Here is a 12404-nt window from a genome sequence, read left to right on the forward strand (position 1 = left end):
GCAGAGTCTGAGGCGGCAGAGTCTGAGGCGGCGGAGGCTGAGGCCGCTGAGACTGAAGCGGCGGAGACCGAAGCGGCAGAGTCTGAGGCGGCGGAGACCGAGGCGGCGGAGACCGAAGCCGCGGAGACCGAGGCGGCCGAGGCTGAGGCCGCGGATACCGACGCCACCGAGACCGACGCCACCCGGACCGACGACACGGAAACCGGCGCGGACGATGCAGCGCGAAACGATGCCGAAAACCCGGACTCGGCCGACAATCAGCCGCCGCCCGAGGATGATGAGCTCGAGTTGGAGCTGAAGCCGCGGGGGCCGGGGTGGGAAGGCAACTGGTCGTCCCCTGAGGCGAAACCTCAGAGCGAGCAGGCCGCCGCGTCGCAGGAAACTGTGGTCACCACTGAAACCGAGGCGAGCGGTGAGGCTGCCGGGCAGCAGACTGAGCGCCCGGCCGAGCAGCAAAGCGAGCGCCCGGCCGAGCGTGGCGACGAGGCAGCCGAGCGCCAGAACGAGCGTCGCGACGAGGCAGCCGAGCACCAGAACGAAGCGGCCGAGCGTCAGAACGAGGTCGGCGAGCACCAAGCCGAGCGTGGCGATCAACCCTCCGAGACCGAGGCCGCCGAGCAGCGGGAACCCGAGGCGCCCAACCCCTTCAGCGGCGAGTTCGACCCCGAGACCGGCGAACTGGACCTCGACCGCGACGCCCCGGACAAGCCCGAGCAGGCCCCGCGCGAGCACGAAGCCGGCGATGCCGCCGCGGGACCGTGGAACACGGACTTCGACGACAGCGAGGTCGTCGCCCGGTACGACGACAAGGACGGCTGGGAGGTCGGCCCCGATACGCCCGCCGAGCGCGAACAGCGGATGGAGGACCTCGCCGAGAAGCTCAAGGGGGAGCAGACGGTCGCCGAGAAGCTCGCCGAAGACGGCGCCGATCTCGCCGAGCCCGGCGTGAAGCTCTGGGAAGCGGCGCAAGCCAAGAACGAAGCCAAGGCGGAGCCCGCGCACGAGCACACCGTGACCACCCAGGACCACCCGCACTTCGAGCCGGCCGAGTCGCAGGCCTCCACCCCCGACATGATCGGCTCCGTCGCCATGACCGGGGTGGCGCTCGCGGCCATGGCGCGGCAGTGGCTCGCCGATCGGCGTGGCGGCGCGGCCGCCCCCGACGAGGACGACTGACTAGATGTACTCGGAGATCTCGACGCCGTACGTCCCCGGCTCGAGGGCTTCGAAGATGTGCGGGACGTCGCCCGGATACGAAATGTAGTCGCCGGGGTTCAGCTCCTCCGGGGCCTCCTGCACGCCCACCCGGGCGCGGCCCGCGCACAGCACGATGTGCTCCATCACGCCCGTCATGTGCGGGTCGGACCTCCGCGGCGTGCCGGGTTCCGCTCGGATGAGGTACATGTCCCGCCGCGCGGACGGGGGACAGGCCGACAGCAGCGTGCACGCGTAGTCGGCGTGCTCGGCGAACACCGTCGGTCCCTTGCCCGCCCGGATGACGCGGACCTTGGGCCGTTCGGGCTCGACCAGCCGGGAGAACGGGACGTCGAGGGCGACGCCGAGCGCCCACAGGGTCTCGACGCTGGGGTTGCCGGTGCCGGACTCGAGCTGGGACAGCGTCGACTTGGCCAGGCCGGCGCGGCGCGCGACCTCCGTCAGGGACAAGCCCGCGCGGGTCCGTTCGCGGCGCAGGGACGCCGCGATGATCTCCAGGGGCGCGCCCGTCGTTTCCTGCGACATTGCTGTTCGCTCCATCGGTCGTTACGTTCGCCTTGACGAACGCGAGGGCCTGTGTTCACTATAGAACACATGCGTTCGATACGGCGAACACTCGATCGGGCCCTCGCCCGTGACATCGGCCTGGTCTGTCTCGCCGATTGTCTCGTGGGGGTTTCCTACGGCGCCATCGCGGTGAGCTCCGGCTTCCCGGTGTGGCTGCCGATGCTGATGTCGCTGCTGGTCTTCGCGGGGGCGTCGCAGTTCATGTTCATCGGGATCGTGGCCGCGGGCGGCAACCCGTTCGCGGCCGTGCTGGCCGGCCTGCTGGCCAACGCGCGGCACCTGCCGTTCGGCTTCGCCGTCGGCGATGTCGTCGGACAGCGCTGGGCCCGGCTGGTGGGCAGCCACCTGATGAGCGACGAGACGGTCGCGTTCGCCATGGCCCAGGACGAGGCCCGGCGCCGCCGCGCGGCGTACTGGGCGTGCGGGCTGGGGATCTTCGTGTTCTGGAACGCCGGCGTGCTGGCCGGCGCGTTCGCGGGGACGGCGATCAGCGACACGAGCGTGTTCGGCCTAGACGCGGCCTTCCCGGCGGTGCTGCTGGCGCTGGTCCTGCCGTCGCTGCGGGACCGCGCGGCGCGGCTGCCGGTGCTGATCGGGGTGGTGGTCGCGCTGGCCGCGACGCCGTTCCTGCCGGCCGGGCTGCCGGTGCTGCTCGCGCTCGCGGGCGTCGTGGTGGGGGCGCTGGCGAAGGAGCCGGAACTGCAGGAGGTGGGCTGATGGACGGGGTGGAGCTGCTGGTCGGCACGGCCGTGCTGGCGCTGGGGACGTTCGCGTTCCGGTTCGCCGGCCCGGTGCTGCGCAGCCGGGTGAAGCTGTCGCCGCGGGCGGAGAGGCTGATGGCGCTGGCGGCGGTGGTGCTGCTGGCGGCCCTGGTCGCGGTGAGCGCGCTGACGGAGGGCCACGGCTTCGCGGGCTTCGCGCGGCCCGCGGGGGTGCTGGTGGCGGGGGTGCTGGCGTGGCGGAAGGCGCCGTTCGTGGTGGTCGTGGTCGCCGCCGCGGCGACGGCGGCCCTGCTGAGGCTGGCCGGCGTCCCCTGACGGCGCCGCGCCGGACCGTACCGGGCCTGACGTACCGGGCCGGGCCTGAGGTGCCGGCTGGGCCTGAGGTGCCAGGCCTGCGAGGTGTCGGGCCCGGCGTGCCAGGCCCGCGAGGTGTCGGGCATGGCGTGCCGGGCCTGGCGTGCGAGAGAAGGCATCACGCGTGATCGGGCGGGCATCATGCGTGATCAGGCGGGCATCGAGCGTGATCGGAGGGCCATCACGCTGAAACCGAGCGATCGCCGGGCCCGCGGGGGCGCCCCCCGTTTTCCACGCTACCGGAGGCCACCGACAGTTTTGCCCCTTGCCGCCGCGGGGGCGGCCGTGGAGCGGGGGCTGACCTGCCGCGAAGGGGCCGAGCCAGTGCGTCTAGGCTGGTGGGAAGGTCTTTCGGGAGGTCGGGTGTCGTCGGAACCGCTCATCGGTGTGCTCGCCATGCAAGGTGCCGTGCGGGAGCACGTCGCCATGCTGGCCGAAGCGGGCGCGCGGGCCGTGCCCGTGCGGCGGGCCGCCGAGCTGTCCGAAGTGGACGGTCTGGTGCTGCCCGGCGGCGAGTCCACCACGATGTCGCGGCTGCTGGAGAGCTTCGAGCTGCTGGAACCCCTCAAGGCGCGGATCGCCGACGGGCTGCCCGCCTTCGGGTCCTGCGCCGGGATGATCCTGCTGGCGCGGCAGACCCTCGACGGGCGGCCCGACCAGCAGCAGCTCGGCGGGCTCGACGTCGTCGTGCGGCGGAACGCCTTCGGCAGGCAGGTCGACTCCTTCGAGGCCGACCTGGACTTCGCCGGGGTCGACGGGGACGTCCACGCCGTCTTCATCCGGGCTCCCTGGGTCGAAAAGGCCGGTGACGGCGTCGAGGTGCTGGCCACCGTCAGCGGTGTGCCCGGCGTCGACTCCGGCACCGCTAGGATCGTCGCGGTCCGGCAGGGGGCGGTGCTGGCGACCGCGTTCCACCCGGAACTCACGCCCGACGTGCGGGTGCACCGGCTGTTCGTCGACCTCGTGCGAAAGGCTGCCTGAGACGCGGTGCCCGGCCGGGGTACGGAACAGATGGAGGAGAGATGAGCGGCCACTCCAAGTGGGCCACCACGAAGCACAAGAAGGCCAACCTCGACGCGAAGCGCGGCAAGCTCTTCGCGCGGTTGATCAAGAACATCGAGGTGGCCGCCCGCACGGGCACCGGTGGTGGCGACCCGGATGGCAACCCCACGCTCTACGACGCCATCCAGAAGGCGAAGAAGAACTCGGTCCCGCAGGACAACATCGAGCGCGCCCGCAAGCGCGGCGCCGGTGAAGAGGCCGGCGGCGCCGACTGGCAGACCATCACCTACGAGGGTTACGGCCCGAACGGGGTCGCCGTCCTGATCGAGTGCCTCACCGACAACCGCAACCGTGCGGCGTCGGAGGTCCGGACCGCGCTCACCCGCAACGGCGGCTCGCTCGCCGACCCGGGCTCGGTGGCCTACCTGTTCAACCGCAAGGGCGTCGTGCTGATGCCCAAGGGTGACGCGGCCGAGGACGACGTCCTCATGGCGGTCCTCGACGCCGGTGCCGAAGAGGTCAACGACCTCGGCGAGAGCTTCGAAATCGTCTCCGAGGCGACCGACCTGGTGCCGGTCCGCAAGGCGCTGCAGGACGCCGGCTTCGAATACGAGTCGGCCGACCTGACCTTCCTGCCCTCGGTGAGCGTCCCGCTCGACGCCGACGGCGCGAAGAAGGTCTTCAAGCTGATCGACGCCCTCGAAGACTGCGACGACGTCCAGAACGTCTACGCCAACTTCGACGTCTCCGACGAGGTGCTCGCCGAAGTCGGCTGAGTTTTCCCTTGTAGCGCACCACTTTCGGGCCCGGGTCGGAAACTTTCCGGCCCGGGCCCTGGGCTCCGGCGGCCTCGTCAGGCACAATGTGCGCCGTGACCTCGACGACCCCCGCCGCTGCCGCCGACATCACCGCCGAATTGTCCGCGGAAGAACTGCGCCTCATCGAATGGATCGAGGAGCAGGCGAAGGAACGCGGCAACGCCGTCATCAACGTCGCCTCGGACGACGCAGGCGCCGGCTACTCCTTCACGGCTTGCGCGTGGGCGCTGCACAACGTGCCGGAGGCGGTCGTGGTCGGGCTGCCCGGCCAGATGGGGCAGGTGCTGCTCGACGCCTACGTCGACCGCGCCGCCAACGGCGAGATCTTCGAGGTCGGCAAGCGCTACGACGACTTCTTCGAAGGCGTCCCGGTCGTCCTCGAACGCGTCAACAAGGGCCACTACCCGGAGTACTTCGGCACGGCGTTCCTCATCTACCCGGACGGCGACTTCCCGGCGCTGCAGCTGATCGTCGCGACGCCGGAAGGCAAGTTCCCCTGGCACCCGGACGCGCCCGAGGGCTTCGCGCGGTGGCAGCCGGTGCTCACCGAGAGCGGTGACCCCGAGAGCTGGACCCCCGGGGTCGACGGCCCCTAGAACTTCCCCAGGTCGGCGGCCGCTTCCGGGTACCGCAGCGCCAGGTCCCCGGCGGCCGCGAACTCGACGCAGTCGTCCGTGTAGGGCGGCACCACGACCGTGCCCAGCAGGCTCCACTCGCCGCCCGTGACCGTGGCCTGCCACGTCCCGGCGGGCACGACGACCTGCGGGCGTTCGCCGGCGGCGACGTCGGTCCCCAGCACCGGCCGCTCGACCGAGCCGTCCGGGTGCAGCAGCAGCATCCGCGCGGGTGCCCCCGCGTGGTGCACCCAGACCTCCACGCGGTCCAGCCGGTGCGGCGCGGACCGTTCGGGCGCGACGAGCAGGTAGTAGATCGCCGAGCCGGACCCGGCCCGCCAGCTCTGCGCCCACCGCCCGCCTTCGACCGGCAAGGGCTCGAGCCCCAGGTGGGTGACGAAATCCGCTGGCTCCGGCATGTCACCCATCCTGCCGCAGACGCGCCCAGTAGCCTGCAAGCTCGAACTGGTGTTCGCGGCGGGAAGGAAGAACGGGTGCGGGTGCTCGGGGTCGACCCCGGTCTGACCAGGTGCGGCCTGGGGGTGGTCGACGGCGGCAAGGGCCGGGCCGTCCGCTGCGTCGCCGTCGACGTCGTGCGGACACCGGCCGATGCCGACCTGGCCCACCGCCTGCTCGGCATCTCCGACGAGGTCGAGCGCTGGATGGACAAGTACAAGCCGGCCGCGGTGGCCGTCGAGCGCGTCTTCGCCCAGCACAACGTCCGGACCGCGATGGGCACCGCGCAAGCGGGCGGGGTGGTCGCCCTGGCCGCCGCGCGCCGCGGCCTGCCGGTCGTCTTCCACACGCCGAGCGAGGTCAAGGCCGCGGTCAGCGGCTCCGGCCGGGCCGACAAAGCGCAGGTCACGGCCATGGTGATGCGGCTGCTCAACCTCGAGGTCGCGCCGCACCCGGCCGACGCCGCGGACGCCCTCGCCCTGGCCATCTGCCACCTCTGGCGCGAGCCGATGCGGGCCCGGCTCGCCGAAGCCGAAGCCCGCGCGGCCGAAATGGCCCGCACGCACAAAGCCCGCCTCGCCGCGGCGGCGAAGCAGGCGAACCAAGCCAAGAACCCTGGAGCAGCACGATGATCTCGTCGGTACGCGGAGAAGTCCTGTCGGTCGGTCTCGACCACGTCGTGGTCGAGGTCGGCGGGGTCGGCTTCGCCGTGCAGGCCACCCCGGCGACGCTGGCGACCCTGCGCCGCGGCGAGGAGGCCCGCCTGCACACCGCGCTGGTCGTGCGCGAGGACTCGCTGACGCTGTTCGGGTTCGCCGACGCGGACGCGCGCGAACTGTTCGGGCTGCTGCAGACGGTGTCCGGCATCGGGCCCCGGCTCGCGCTGGCCACCCTCGCCGTGCTGGACCCGGACAAGCTGCGGGCCGCGCTGGTCGAAGGCAACATCACCGTGCTCACCTCGGTCCCCGGCATCGGCCGCAAGGGCGCCGAACGGCTCACCCTCGAACTGCGCGACAAGGTCACCGCCCTCGGCGGCACGGGCGACACGCCCGCCGCCACCGCCCCCGGCGCCCTGCGCGCCGAGGTCGTCGAGGCGCTGGCCGGGCTCGGCTTCCCGGCCAAGCAGGCCGAGCAGGCCGTCGACAAGGTCCTCGCCGACGGTGACGGCCATACGACCGCCAGCGTCCTGCGCGCCGCCCTGGCCACCCTCGGCCGGAAGCGGTAGGCGCGGCCGTGGAGTATGAAGCGGTGGAAGAGGACGAGGCCCTCTCGGCGTGGGCCCAGACCGGCGACCGCGACGTCGAGGGCACCCTGCGGCCGCGGAAGCTCGACGAGTTCGTCGGCCAGCCGCGCGTGCGCGAGCAGCTGGAGCTGGTGCTGGAGAGCGCCCGCCGCCGCGGCGTGCCGCCCGACCACGTCCTGCTCTCCGGCCCGCCCGGGCTGGGCAAGACGTCGATGGCGATGATCGTCGCCGCCGAACTCGGCGCGGCCATCCGGATCACCTCCGGCCCGGCCCTGGAGCGCGCCGGCGACCTCGCCGCGATGCTGTCCAACCTGGCGCCCGGCGACGTCCTGTTCATCGACGAGATCCACCGCATCGCCCGCCCCGCCGAGGAGATGCTCTACCTGGCGATGGAGGACTTCCGGGTCGACGTCGTCGTCGGCAAGGGCCCCGGCGCCACCAGCATCCCCCTGGAGATCGCGCCGTTCACGCTGGTCGGGGCGACCACCCGGTCCGGCTCGCTGACCGGCCCGCTGCGCGACCGGTTCGGCTTCACCGGCCAGATGGAGTTCTACACCGACGCCGAGCTGGAGCTGGTCGTGCGCCGGGCCGCGACGATCCTCGACATCCCGATCGACCGCGACGGCTGCGCCGAGATCGCCGGCCGCTCGCGGGGCACGCCCCGGATCGCGAACCGGCTGCTGCGGCGCGTCCGCGACTACGCCGAGGTCCGCGCCGACGGCAAGGTGACCCGTGACGTCGCCCGCGCCGCGCTGGCCGTCTACGACGTCGACGAGCTGGGTCTCGACCGCCTCGACCGGGCCGTGCTCACCGCGCTGACCAGGTCTTTCGGTGGCGGTCCGGTGGGCATCTCGACGCTGGCGGTGGCCGTGGGGGAGGAGGCGACCACCGTGGAAGAGGTGTGCGAGCCCTACCTCGTGCGCGCCGGTATGCTCGCCCGCACCCCGCGTGGCCGCGTCGCGACCGCGTCCGCGTGGGAACACCTCGGCATGGTGCCGCCCGCGGACCTCCCGGGGCGCCCGGACCAGGGCGGGCCGTCGCTGTTCGAGCAGGACTGAGCGGCCCGTACCGGCGGGTGGGTGCTGGCGTCCGCGCTGGTACCTGGCACACTTGACCGGAGCACATACCCAAAAACCGGACATTTCGGCTGGGCCCGGGTGTTCGTCGAACGGAGAATCATGCAACAGCTATTGCTGCCCCTGCTGCTCGTGCTCGTCCTCGCCGTGCCGCTGGTGATGAGCACGCGCAAGCAGAAGAAGCAGCAGGCGGCGCAGCAGGAACTGCAGAGCAGCCTGGCGCCCGGTGACCGCGTGATGACCACCTCGGGTCTCTACGGCACCGTCGCCGACGCCTCCGGTGACACCACGATCGACATCGAGATCGCGCCCGGTGTCGTCACCACCTGGCTGCGGCTGGCCGTCCGCGAGAAGGTCGAGCCGGTCGTCGAGACCGACGAGGACGCGATCGACGAGGTCGAGGAGGCTCCCGCCGAGGAGCCGAAGACCATCGAGCCGACCGCCGTCAAGGCCGACGAGCCGCAGACCACCGCTCAGGTGGCGCCGCCGCTGGAGCACGGCAAGAAGTAGCCCCCGCGGCACTCCTGGGCCGGGCCGGGACTCCCGACGAAAGTCGGTACGGCCTCGCACGCCGGGCTCACGCAGCACCGAGTAGTGTCTCGGTGCTGCGTGCGTGTCCGCCGTCATACCCGTGCCCGGGAGTGAATCGCACACAGTCCCTCCCGGTAACCCTCCGGGCGGGCACCGCAACTTTGGGGTCCACCCCGTCCGAGGAGACCGAAGCACCGTGGCAGCTTCAGCCGGGCATCTCCGCCCGGGACGCTATCTCGCCCTGTTCGCCCTGATCGTGATCGCCTTGTACGCGCTGGTGTTCCTCACCGGCAACCACAAGCCGACCCCGAAACTGGGCATCGACCTGCAGGGCGGCACCCGGGTCACGCTCACCGCCCGCACCCCCGACGGCGGCCAGCCGACCCGGGAGTCCCTGAACCAGGCGCGCCAGATCATCGAGCGCCGTGTCAACGGGATCGGCGTCAGCGGCACCGAGGTCCTCCTCGACGGCAACAACGTCGTCATCACGGTCCCGGGCGAGCAGGGCGACCAGGCGAAGAACCTGGGCAAGACCGCGAAGCTGGGCTTCCGCAAGGTCGTCTCGAGCGCCACCCAGCCGGTGGTGCCACCGCAGACGAACACCCCGCCGCCGGCCACGGGCACCCCGACCTCGGGCGCGCCGACGCCGACCGCGGGCGCGACGGGCACCAAGCCGCCGACGACCACGGCGAGCGCGCCGCCCACCTCCGCGACCGGCGGTGGCGGTGCCGCGGGTGCCCTCGCCCAGCAGCAGAGCACCACGCCGGCCGCCCCGAGCAGCAGCACCCCGCCGCCCGCGTCGTCGACCCCGGCGCCGGCTCCCGCTCCCGCGGACGGCTCGGTCGACGCCGAGACCGCCAAGGAGATCCAGGCCGCCAAGGCCCTCCGGCAGAACCCGCAGCTGATCGGCGCCGACGGCCAGCCGAACCAGGAGCTCGTCTCGAAGGCGATGGCCGCGCTGACCTGCGCGCCGAACGCCAAGGACCCCCTCGAGGGCAACGACGACCCCAAGCTGCCGCTGGTCGCGTGCGGTGACAACGACACGTACAAGTACCTGCTGGAGCCGGAGTTCCTGCCGGGCACCGAGATCGCCGACTCGACCTCGGGCTACGACCAGCAGCGCGGCCAGTGGGTGGTGAACCTCAGCTTCAAGAGCGAGGGCACCAAGATCTGGGCGGACTTCACCTCGAAGAACACCGGCCAGCAGGCCGCCTTCGTGCTCGACACGCAGGTCGTGTCCGCGCCGAACATCCAGGTGGCCATCCTCGACGGCAACACCCAGATCACCGGCAAGTTCACCCAGACCGACGCGAAGAACCTCTCGGACATCCTCAAGTACGGCTCGCTGCCGCTGTCGTTCGCGTCCTCCGACGCGACCACGGTGTCGGCGACCCTCGGCCTGGCCTCGCTGCAGGCCGGCCTGATCGCCGGCGGCATCGGCCTGCTGGTGGTCTTCATCTACTGCCTGTTCTACTACCGGCTGCTCGGCGTGCTCACCATCCTGTCGCTGGCCCTGTCCGGCGCGCTGGTGTTCGCGGTGCTGATCCTGCTCGGCCGCTGGATCGGCTACACCCTCGACCTCGCGGGCATCGCCGGCCTGATCATCGCCATCGGTATCACGGCGGACTCGTTCGTCATCTACTTCGAACGGCTCAAGGACGAAATCCGGGAGGGCCGGACGTTCCGGTCCGCGGTGCCGCGCGGCTGGGTCCGCGCCCGGCGCACCATCCTGGCCTCGGACGCGGTGAGCTTCCTGGCCGCGGCGATCCTGTACGTCATCGCGGTCGGCGACGTCCAGGGCTTCGCGTTCACCCTCGGCATGTCCACGGTGCTCGACCTGGTCGTCGTGTACCTGGTGACGCACCCGCTGGTGGCCATGGTGTCCACGTCCAAGAACAGTTTCCTGTCCAATCCGAGGCACCTGGGTCTCGGCGCCGTGCAGCAAGTGGGTTCGCAGCGTAAGAAGTCGACCTCGGTCGGCCGCGCGAACGTGAAGGAGGCCTGACGTGGGGGTCGAAGAACTGGGTACGGACGCCGAGGGCAACGCCAAGGCGACGGTGAAGCCCGGCAAGAAGGAAAGCGTCTTCCACCGGCTGTACGTCGGCACCGGTGCGTTCGACGTCGTCGGCAAGCGCAAGCGCTGGTACATCTTCTTCTCGGCGCTGGTGCTGGTGTGCCTCGCCTCGATGATCTTCCGCGGCTTCAACCTCGGCATCGAGTTCGAGGGCGGCACGCAGATCCAGATGCCCGCCGACGGCATCCACGGCGTGATCACCGAGGAGCAGGCGAAGGAGTCGTTCCAGAAGGCTCTCGGCCGCCCGGCCGCGGAGGCGCAGAAGGTCGGCACCGGCAACGCGGCGACCATCCAGATCCGCACCGACACGCTGAACGCGGCCGACGTCGCCAAGCTCAAGCAGGGCCTGTTCACCGACCTGGGCCCGAAGGGCACCAACGGCCAGCCCAGCGTCCAGGCCATCAGCGACAGCGCGGTGAGCGCGTCCTGGGGTGGCGAGATCTCGCAGAAGGCGCTGATCGCGCTCGGCGTGTTCCTCGTCGCGGTGGTCATCTTCCTGGCGGTCTACTTCGACGGCCGGATGGCCCTGGCGGCGCTGATCTCGCTGCTGCACGACATCCTGGTCACCGCGGGTGTGTACTCGCTGGTCGGCTTCGAGGTCACCCCGGCGACCGTGATCGGCCTGCTGACCATCCTCGGGTTCTCGCTGTACGACACGGTGGTGGTGTTCGACAAGGTCCGCGAGAACACGCGCGGCCTGCTCGGCCTGACCCGCCGCACGTACGGCGAAGCGGCGAACCTCGCGCTGAACCAGACCCTGATGCGGTCGTTCAACACGGCGTTCATCGCGCTGCTGCCGATCCTCGGCCTGCTCATCGTCGGGTACGTGCTGCTCGGCTCGGGCACGCTGCAGGACCTGGCGCTGGTGCAGCTCACCGGTACCCTCGTCGGCGTCCTGTCGTCGGTCGCCCTGGCGACGCCGCTGCTGGTCGACTTCAAGATGCGCGACCCGAAGTACGCGCAGCAGGCCGAGCGGGTCCGCCAGCGCCGGGCCAGCCAGGAGCGCAAGGCGGCGGGCGAGGACTTCGACGCCTCGGACGACGACGCGCTGGCCAAGGAACTGCGCAAGGAGAAGGCGTACGCGGCCGCGGCCAGCGTCCCCGCCCGGATCCAGAAGCAGCGCCCGGCCGGGAAGCGGAAGCGCTGACGTGCAGCTCGACGACGCCCTCGGCCTGATCGCCGAGGTGCCGGACTTCCCCGAGCCCGGCGTGCTGTTCCGCGACCTGAGCCCGCTCTTCGCGGACGCGGGTGCGTTCAAGGCGGTGACCGACGCGCTGGCGGAAACGCTGGCGCCCGGTGTCGAGGCGCTCGCGGGTGTGGAAGCCCGCGGGTTCCTCCTCGCCGCGGCCGTCGGGTACGCCCGCGGCCTCGGCGTGGTGCTGATCCGCAAGCCGGGCAAGCTGCCGGCGGTGGCGGGCCGCGTCGACTACGCCCTGGAGTACGGCACAGCGACGGTCGAGCTCCCGGCCGGCGTGGTCCGCCCGGGCCAGCGCATCGCGATCCTCGACGACGTCCTGGCCACCGGCGGCACGGTCGCGGCCACCGGCAAGCTGCTGGAGGACGCGGGCGCGGTGGTCGACAGCGTCTCGGTGGTCCTGGAACTGGCCGCCCTGGGCGGCCGCCAGGTCCTCGGCGACCGCAAGGTCCACGCTCTCCGAACCTGCTGAATGCCGCTCGCCGGGTGCGGTAGCCGGTTCCCAACGCCGCGAATGACTCATTCGGGACCTCGGAC

At 71.6% G+C, this 12404-nt stretch carries 15 protein-coding genes; 13 read left to right on the forward strand and 2 right to left on the reverse strand.

Annotation, left to right across the window (positions count from 1 at the left end; all coding sequences use genetic code 11):
* On the forward strand, nt 1-1176 hold a 1176-nt coding region (locus tag ACWDN5_RS43600; protein WP_449680400.1), incomplete at its 5' end, for a hypothetical protein.
* Here the strand turns inward: ACWDN5_RS43600 and ACWDN5_RS43605 are convergent.
* Complete coding sequence (locus tag ACWDN5_RS43605; RefSeq protein ID WP_310970608.1) at nt 1177-1740, reverse strand: helix-turn-helix domain-containing protein; 564 nt, start codon at nt 1738-1740, stop codon at nt 1177-1179.
* Between the two features lie 69 nt (nt 1741-1809).
* On the opposite strand from ACWDN5_RS43605, the gene ACWDN5_RS43610 reads away from it, so the two are divergent.
* From ACWDN5_RS43610 to ACWDN5_RS43630, 5 genes are all read left to right on the forward strand, one after another.
* Nucleotides 1810-2499, forward strand: a complete 690-nt coding sequence (locus tag ACWDN5_RS43610; protein ID WP_449680401.1) for an AzlC family ABC transporter permease — start codon at nt 1810-1812, stop codon at nt 2497-2499.
* On the forward strand, nt 2499-2819 hold the full coding sequence (locus tag ACWDN5_RS43615; RefSeq protein WP_310970415.1) for an AzlD domain-containing protein: 321 nt from the start codon (nt 2499-2501) through the stop codon (nt 2817-2819). The genes ACWDN5_RS43610 and ACWDN5_RS43615 overlap by 1 nt, the downstream gene beginning before the upstream one ends.
* Nucleotides 2820-3221: 402 nt before the next feature.
* Nucleotides 3222-3839 carry a pyridoxal 5'-phosphate synthase glutaminase subunit PdxT gene (gene pdxT, locus ACWDN5_RS43620; RefSeq protein WP_310970417.1) on the forward strand — a complete coding sequence of 206 codons (618 nt, stop codon included), beginning with the start codon at nt 3222-3224 and terminating at the stop codon, nt 3837-3839.
* Between the two features lie 41 nt (nt 3840-3880).
* Nucleotides 3881-4636: a YebC/PmpR family DNA-binding transcriptional regulator gene (locus ACWDN5_RS43625; RefSeq protein WP_091310751.1), complete on the forward strand. Its 756-nt coding sequence runs from the start codon at nt 3881-3883 to the stop codon at nt 4634-4636.
* Nucleotides 4637-4722: 86 nt separating this feature from the next.
* Nucleotides 4723-5274: a DUF4262 domain-containing protein gene (locus ACWDN5_RS43630; protein WP_310970419.1), complete on the forward strand. Its 552-nt coding sequence runs from the start codon at nt 4723-4725 to the stop codon at nt 5272-5274.
* Here the strand turns inward: ACWDN5_RS43630 and ACWDN5_RS43635 are convergent.
* A complete protein-coding gene (locus ACWDN5_RS43635; protein ID WP_310970422.1) occupies nt 5271-5711 on the reverse strand; it encodes a cupin domain-containing protein in 441 nt (146 codons plus the stop codon). The two genes, ACWDN5_RS43630 and ACWDN5_RS43635, sit on opposite strands and share 4 nt — an antisense overlap.
* A 75-nt stretch (nt 5712-5786) precedes the next feature.
* Here ACWDN5_RS43635 and ruvC point away from each other — a divergent pair, with 75 nt between their 5' ends.
* The 7 genes from ruvC to ACWDN5_RS43670 all read left to right on the forward strand — a co-directional run bounded on the left by ruvC (nt 5787) and on the right by ACWDN5_RS43670 (nt 12339).
* Nucleotides 5787-6380, forward strand: coding sequence for a crossover junction endodeoxyribonuclease RuvC (gene ruvC / locus ACWDN5_RS43640; protein ID WP_310970424.1), 594 nt, complete (start codon nt 5787-5789; stop codon nt 6378-6380).
* Nucleotides 6377-6973: a Holliday junction branch migration protein RuvA gene (ruvA, locus tag ACWDN5_RS43645; protein WP_449680402.1), complete on the forward strand. Its 597-nt coding sequence runs from the start codon at nt 6377-6379 to the stop codon at nt 6971-6973. The genes ruvC and ruvA overlap by 4 nt, the downstream gene beginning before the upstream one ends.
* A gap of 8 nt (nt 6974-6981) precedes the next feature.
* A complete protein-coding gene (gene ruvB / locus ACWDN5_RS43650; RefSeq protein WP_310970428.1) occupies nt 6982-8049 on the forward strand; it encodes a Holliday junction branch migration DNA helicase RuvB in 1068 nt (355 codons plus the stop codon).
* 120 nt (nt 8050-8169) lie between these two features.
* Nucleotides 8170-8577: a preprotein translocase subunit YajC gene (gene yajC / locus ACWDN5_RS43655; RefSeq protein WP_310970430.1), complete on the forward strand. Its 408-nt coding sequence runs from the start codon at nt 8170-8172 to the stop codon at nt 8575-8577.
* Between the two features lie 217 nt (nt 8578-8794).
* Nucleotides 8795-10603 (forward strand): protein translocase subunit SecD, encoded by a 1809-nt coding sequence (gene secD / locus ACWDN5_RS43660; protein ID WP_449680403.1) that lies wholly within the window; start codon nt 8795-8797, stop codon nt 10601-10603.
* Nucleotide 10604: 1 nt separating this feature from the next.
* On the forward strand, nt 10605-11819 hold the full coding sequence (gene secF, locus ACWDN5_RS43665) for a protein translocase subunit SecF (RefSeq protein ID WP_310970433.1): 1215 nt from the start codon (nt 10605-10607) through the stop codon (nt 11817-11819).
* A 1-nt stretch (nt 11820) separates the two neighbouring features.
* Nucleotides 11821-12339 (forward strand): adenine phosphoribosyltransferase, encoded by a 519-nt coding sequence (locus tag ACWDN5_RS43670; RefSeq protein ID WP_449680404.1) that lies wholly within the window; start codon nt 11821-11823, stop codon nt 12337-12339.
* Nucleotides 12340-12404: the final 65 nt, after the last annotated feature.

The organism is Amycolatopsis sp. NPDC003731 (assembly GCF_053586895.1).

Coding starts and splice junctions, on each gene's coding strand:
- ACWDN5_RS43605 (WP_310970608.1), bottom strand. CDS start 1,740: ATGTCGCAGGAAACGACGGGCGCGCCCCTGGAGATCATCGCGGCGTCC.
- ACWDN5_RS43610 (WP_449680401.1), top strand. CDS start 1,810: ATGCGTTCGATACGGCGAACACTCGATCGGGCCCTCGCCCGTGACATC.
- ACWDN5_RS43615 (WP_310970415.1), top strand. CDS start 2,499: ATGGACGGGGTGGAGCTGCTGGTCGGCACGGCCGTGCTGGCGCTGGGG.
- ACWDN5_RS43625 (WP_091310751.1), top strand. CDS start 3,881: ATGAGCGGCCACTCCAAGTGGGCCACCACGAAGCACAAGAAGGCCAAC.
- ACWDN5_RS43630 (WP_310970419.1), top strand. CDS start 4,723: ATGTGCGCCGTGACCTCGACGACCCCCGCCGCTGCCGCCGACATCACC.
- ACWDN5_RS43635 (WP_310970422.1), bottom strand. CDS start 5,711: ATGCCGGAGCCAGCGGATTTCGTCACCCACCTGGGGCTCGAGCCCTTG.
- ruvA (WP_449680402.1), top strand. CDS start 6,377: ATGATCTCGTCGGTACGCGGAGAAGTCCTGTCGGTCGGTCTCGACCAC.
- yajC (WP_310970430.1), top strand. CDS start 8,170: ATGCAACAGCTATTGCTGCCCCTGCTGCTCGTGCTCGTCCTCGCCGTG.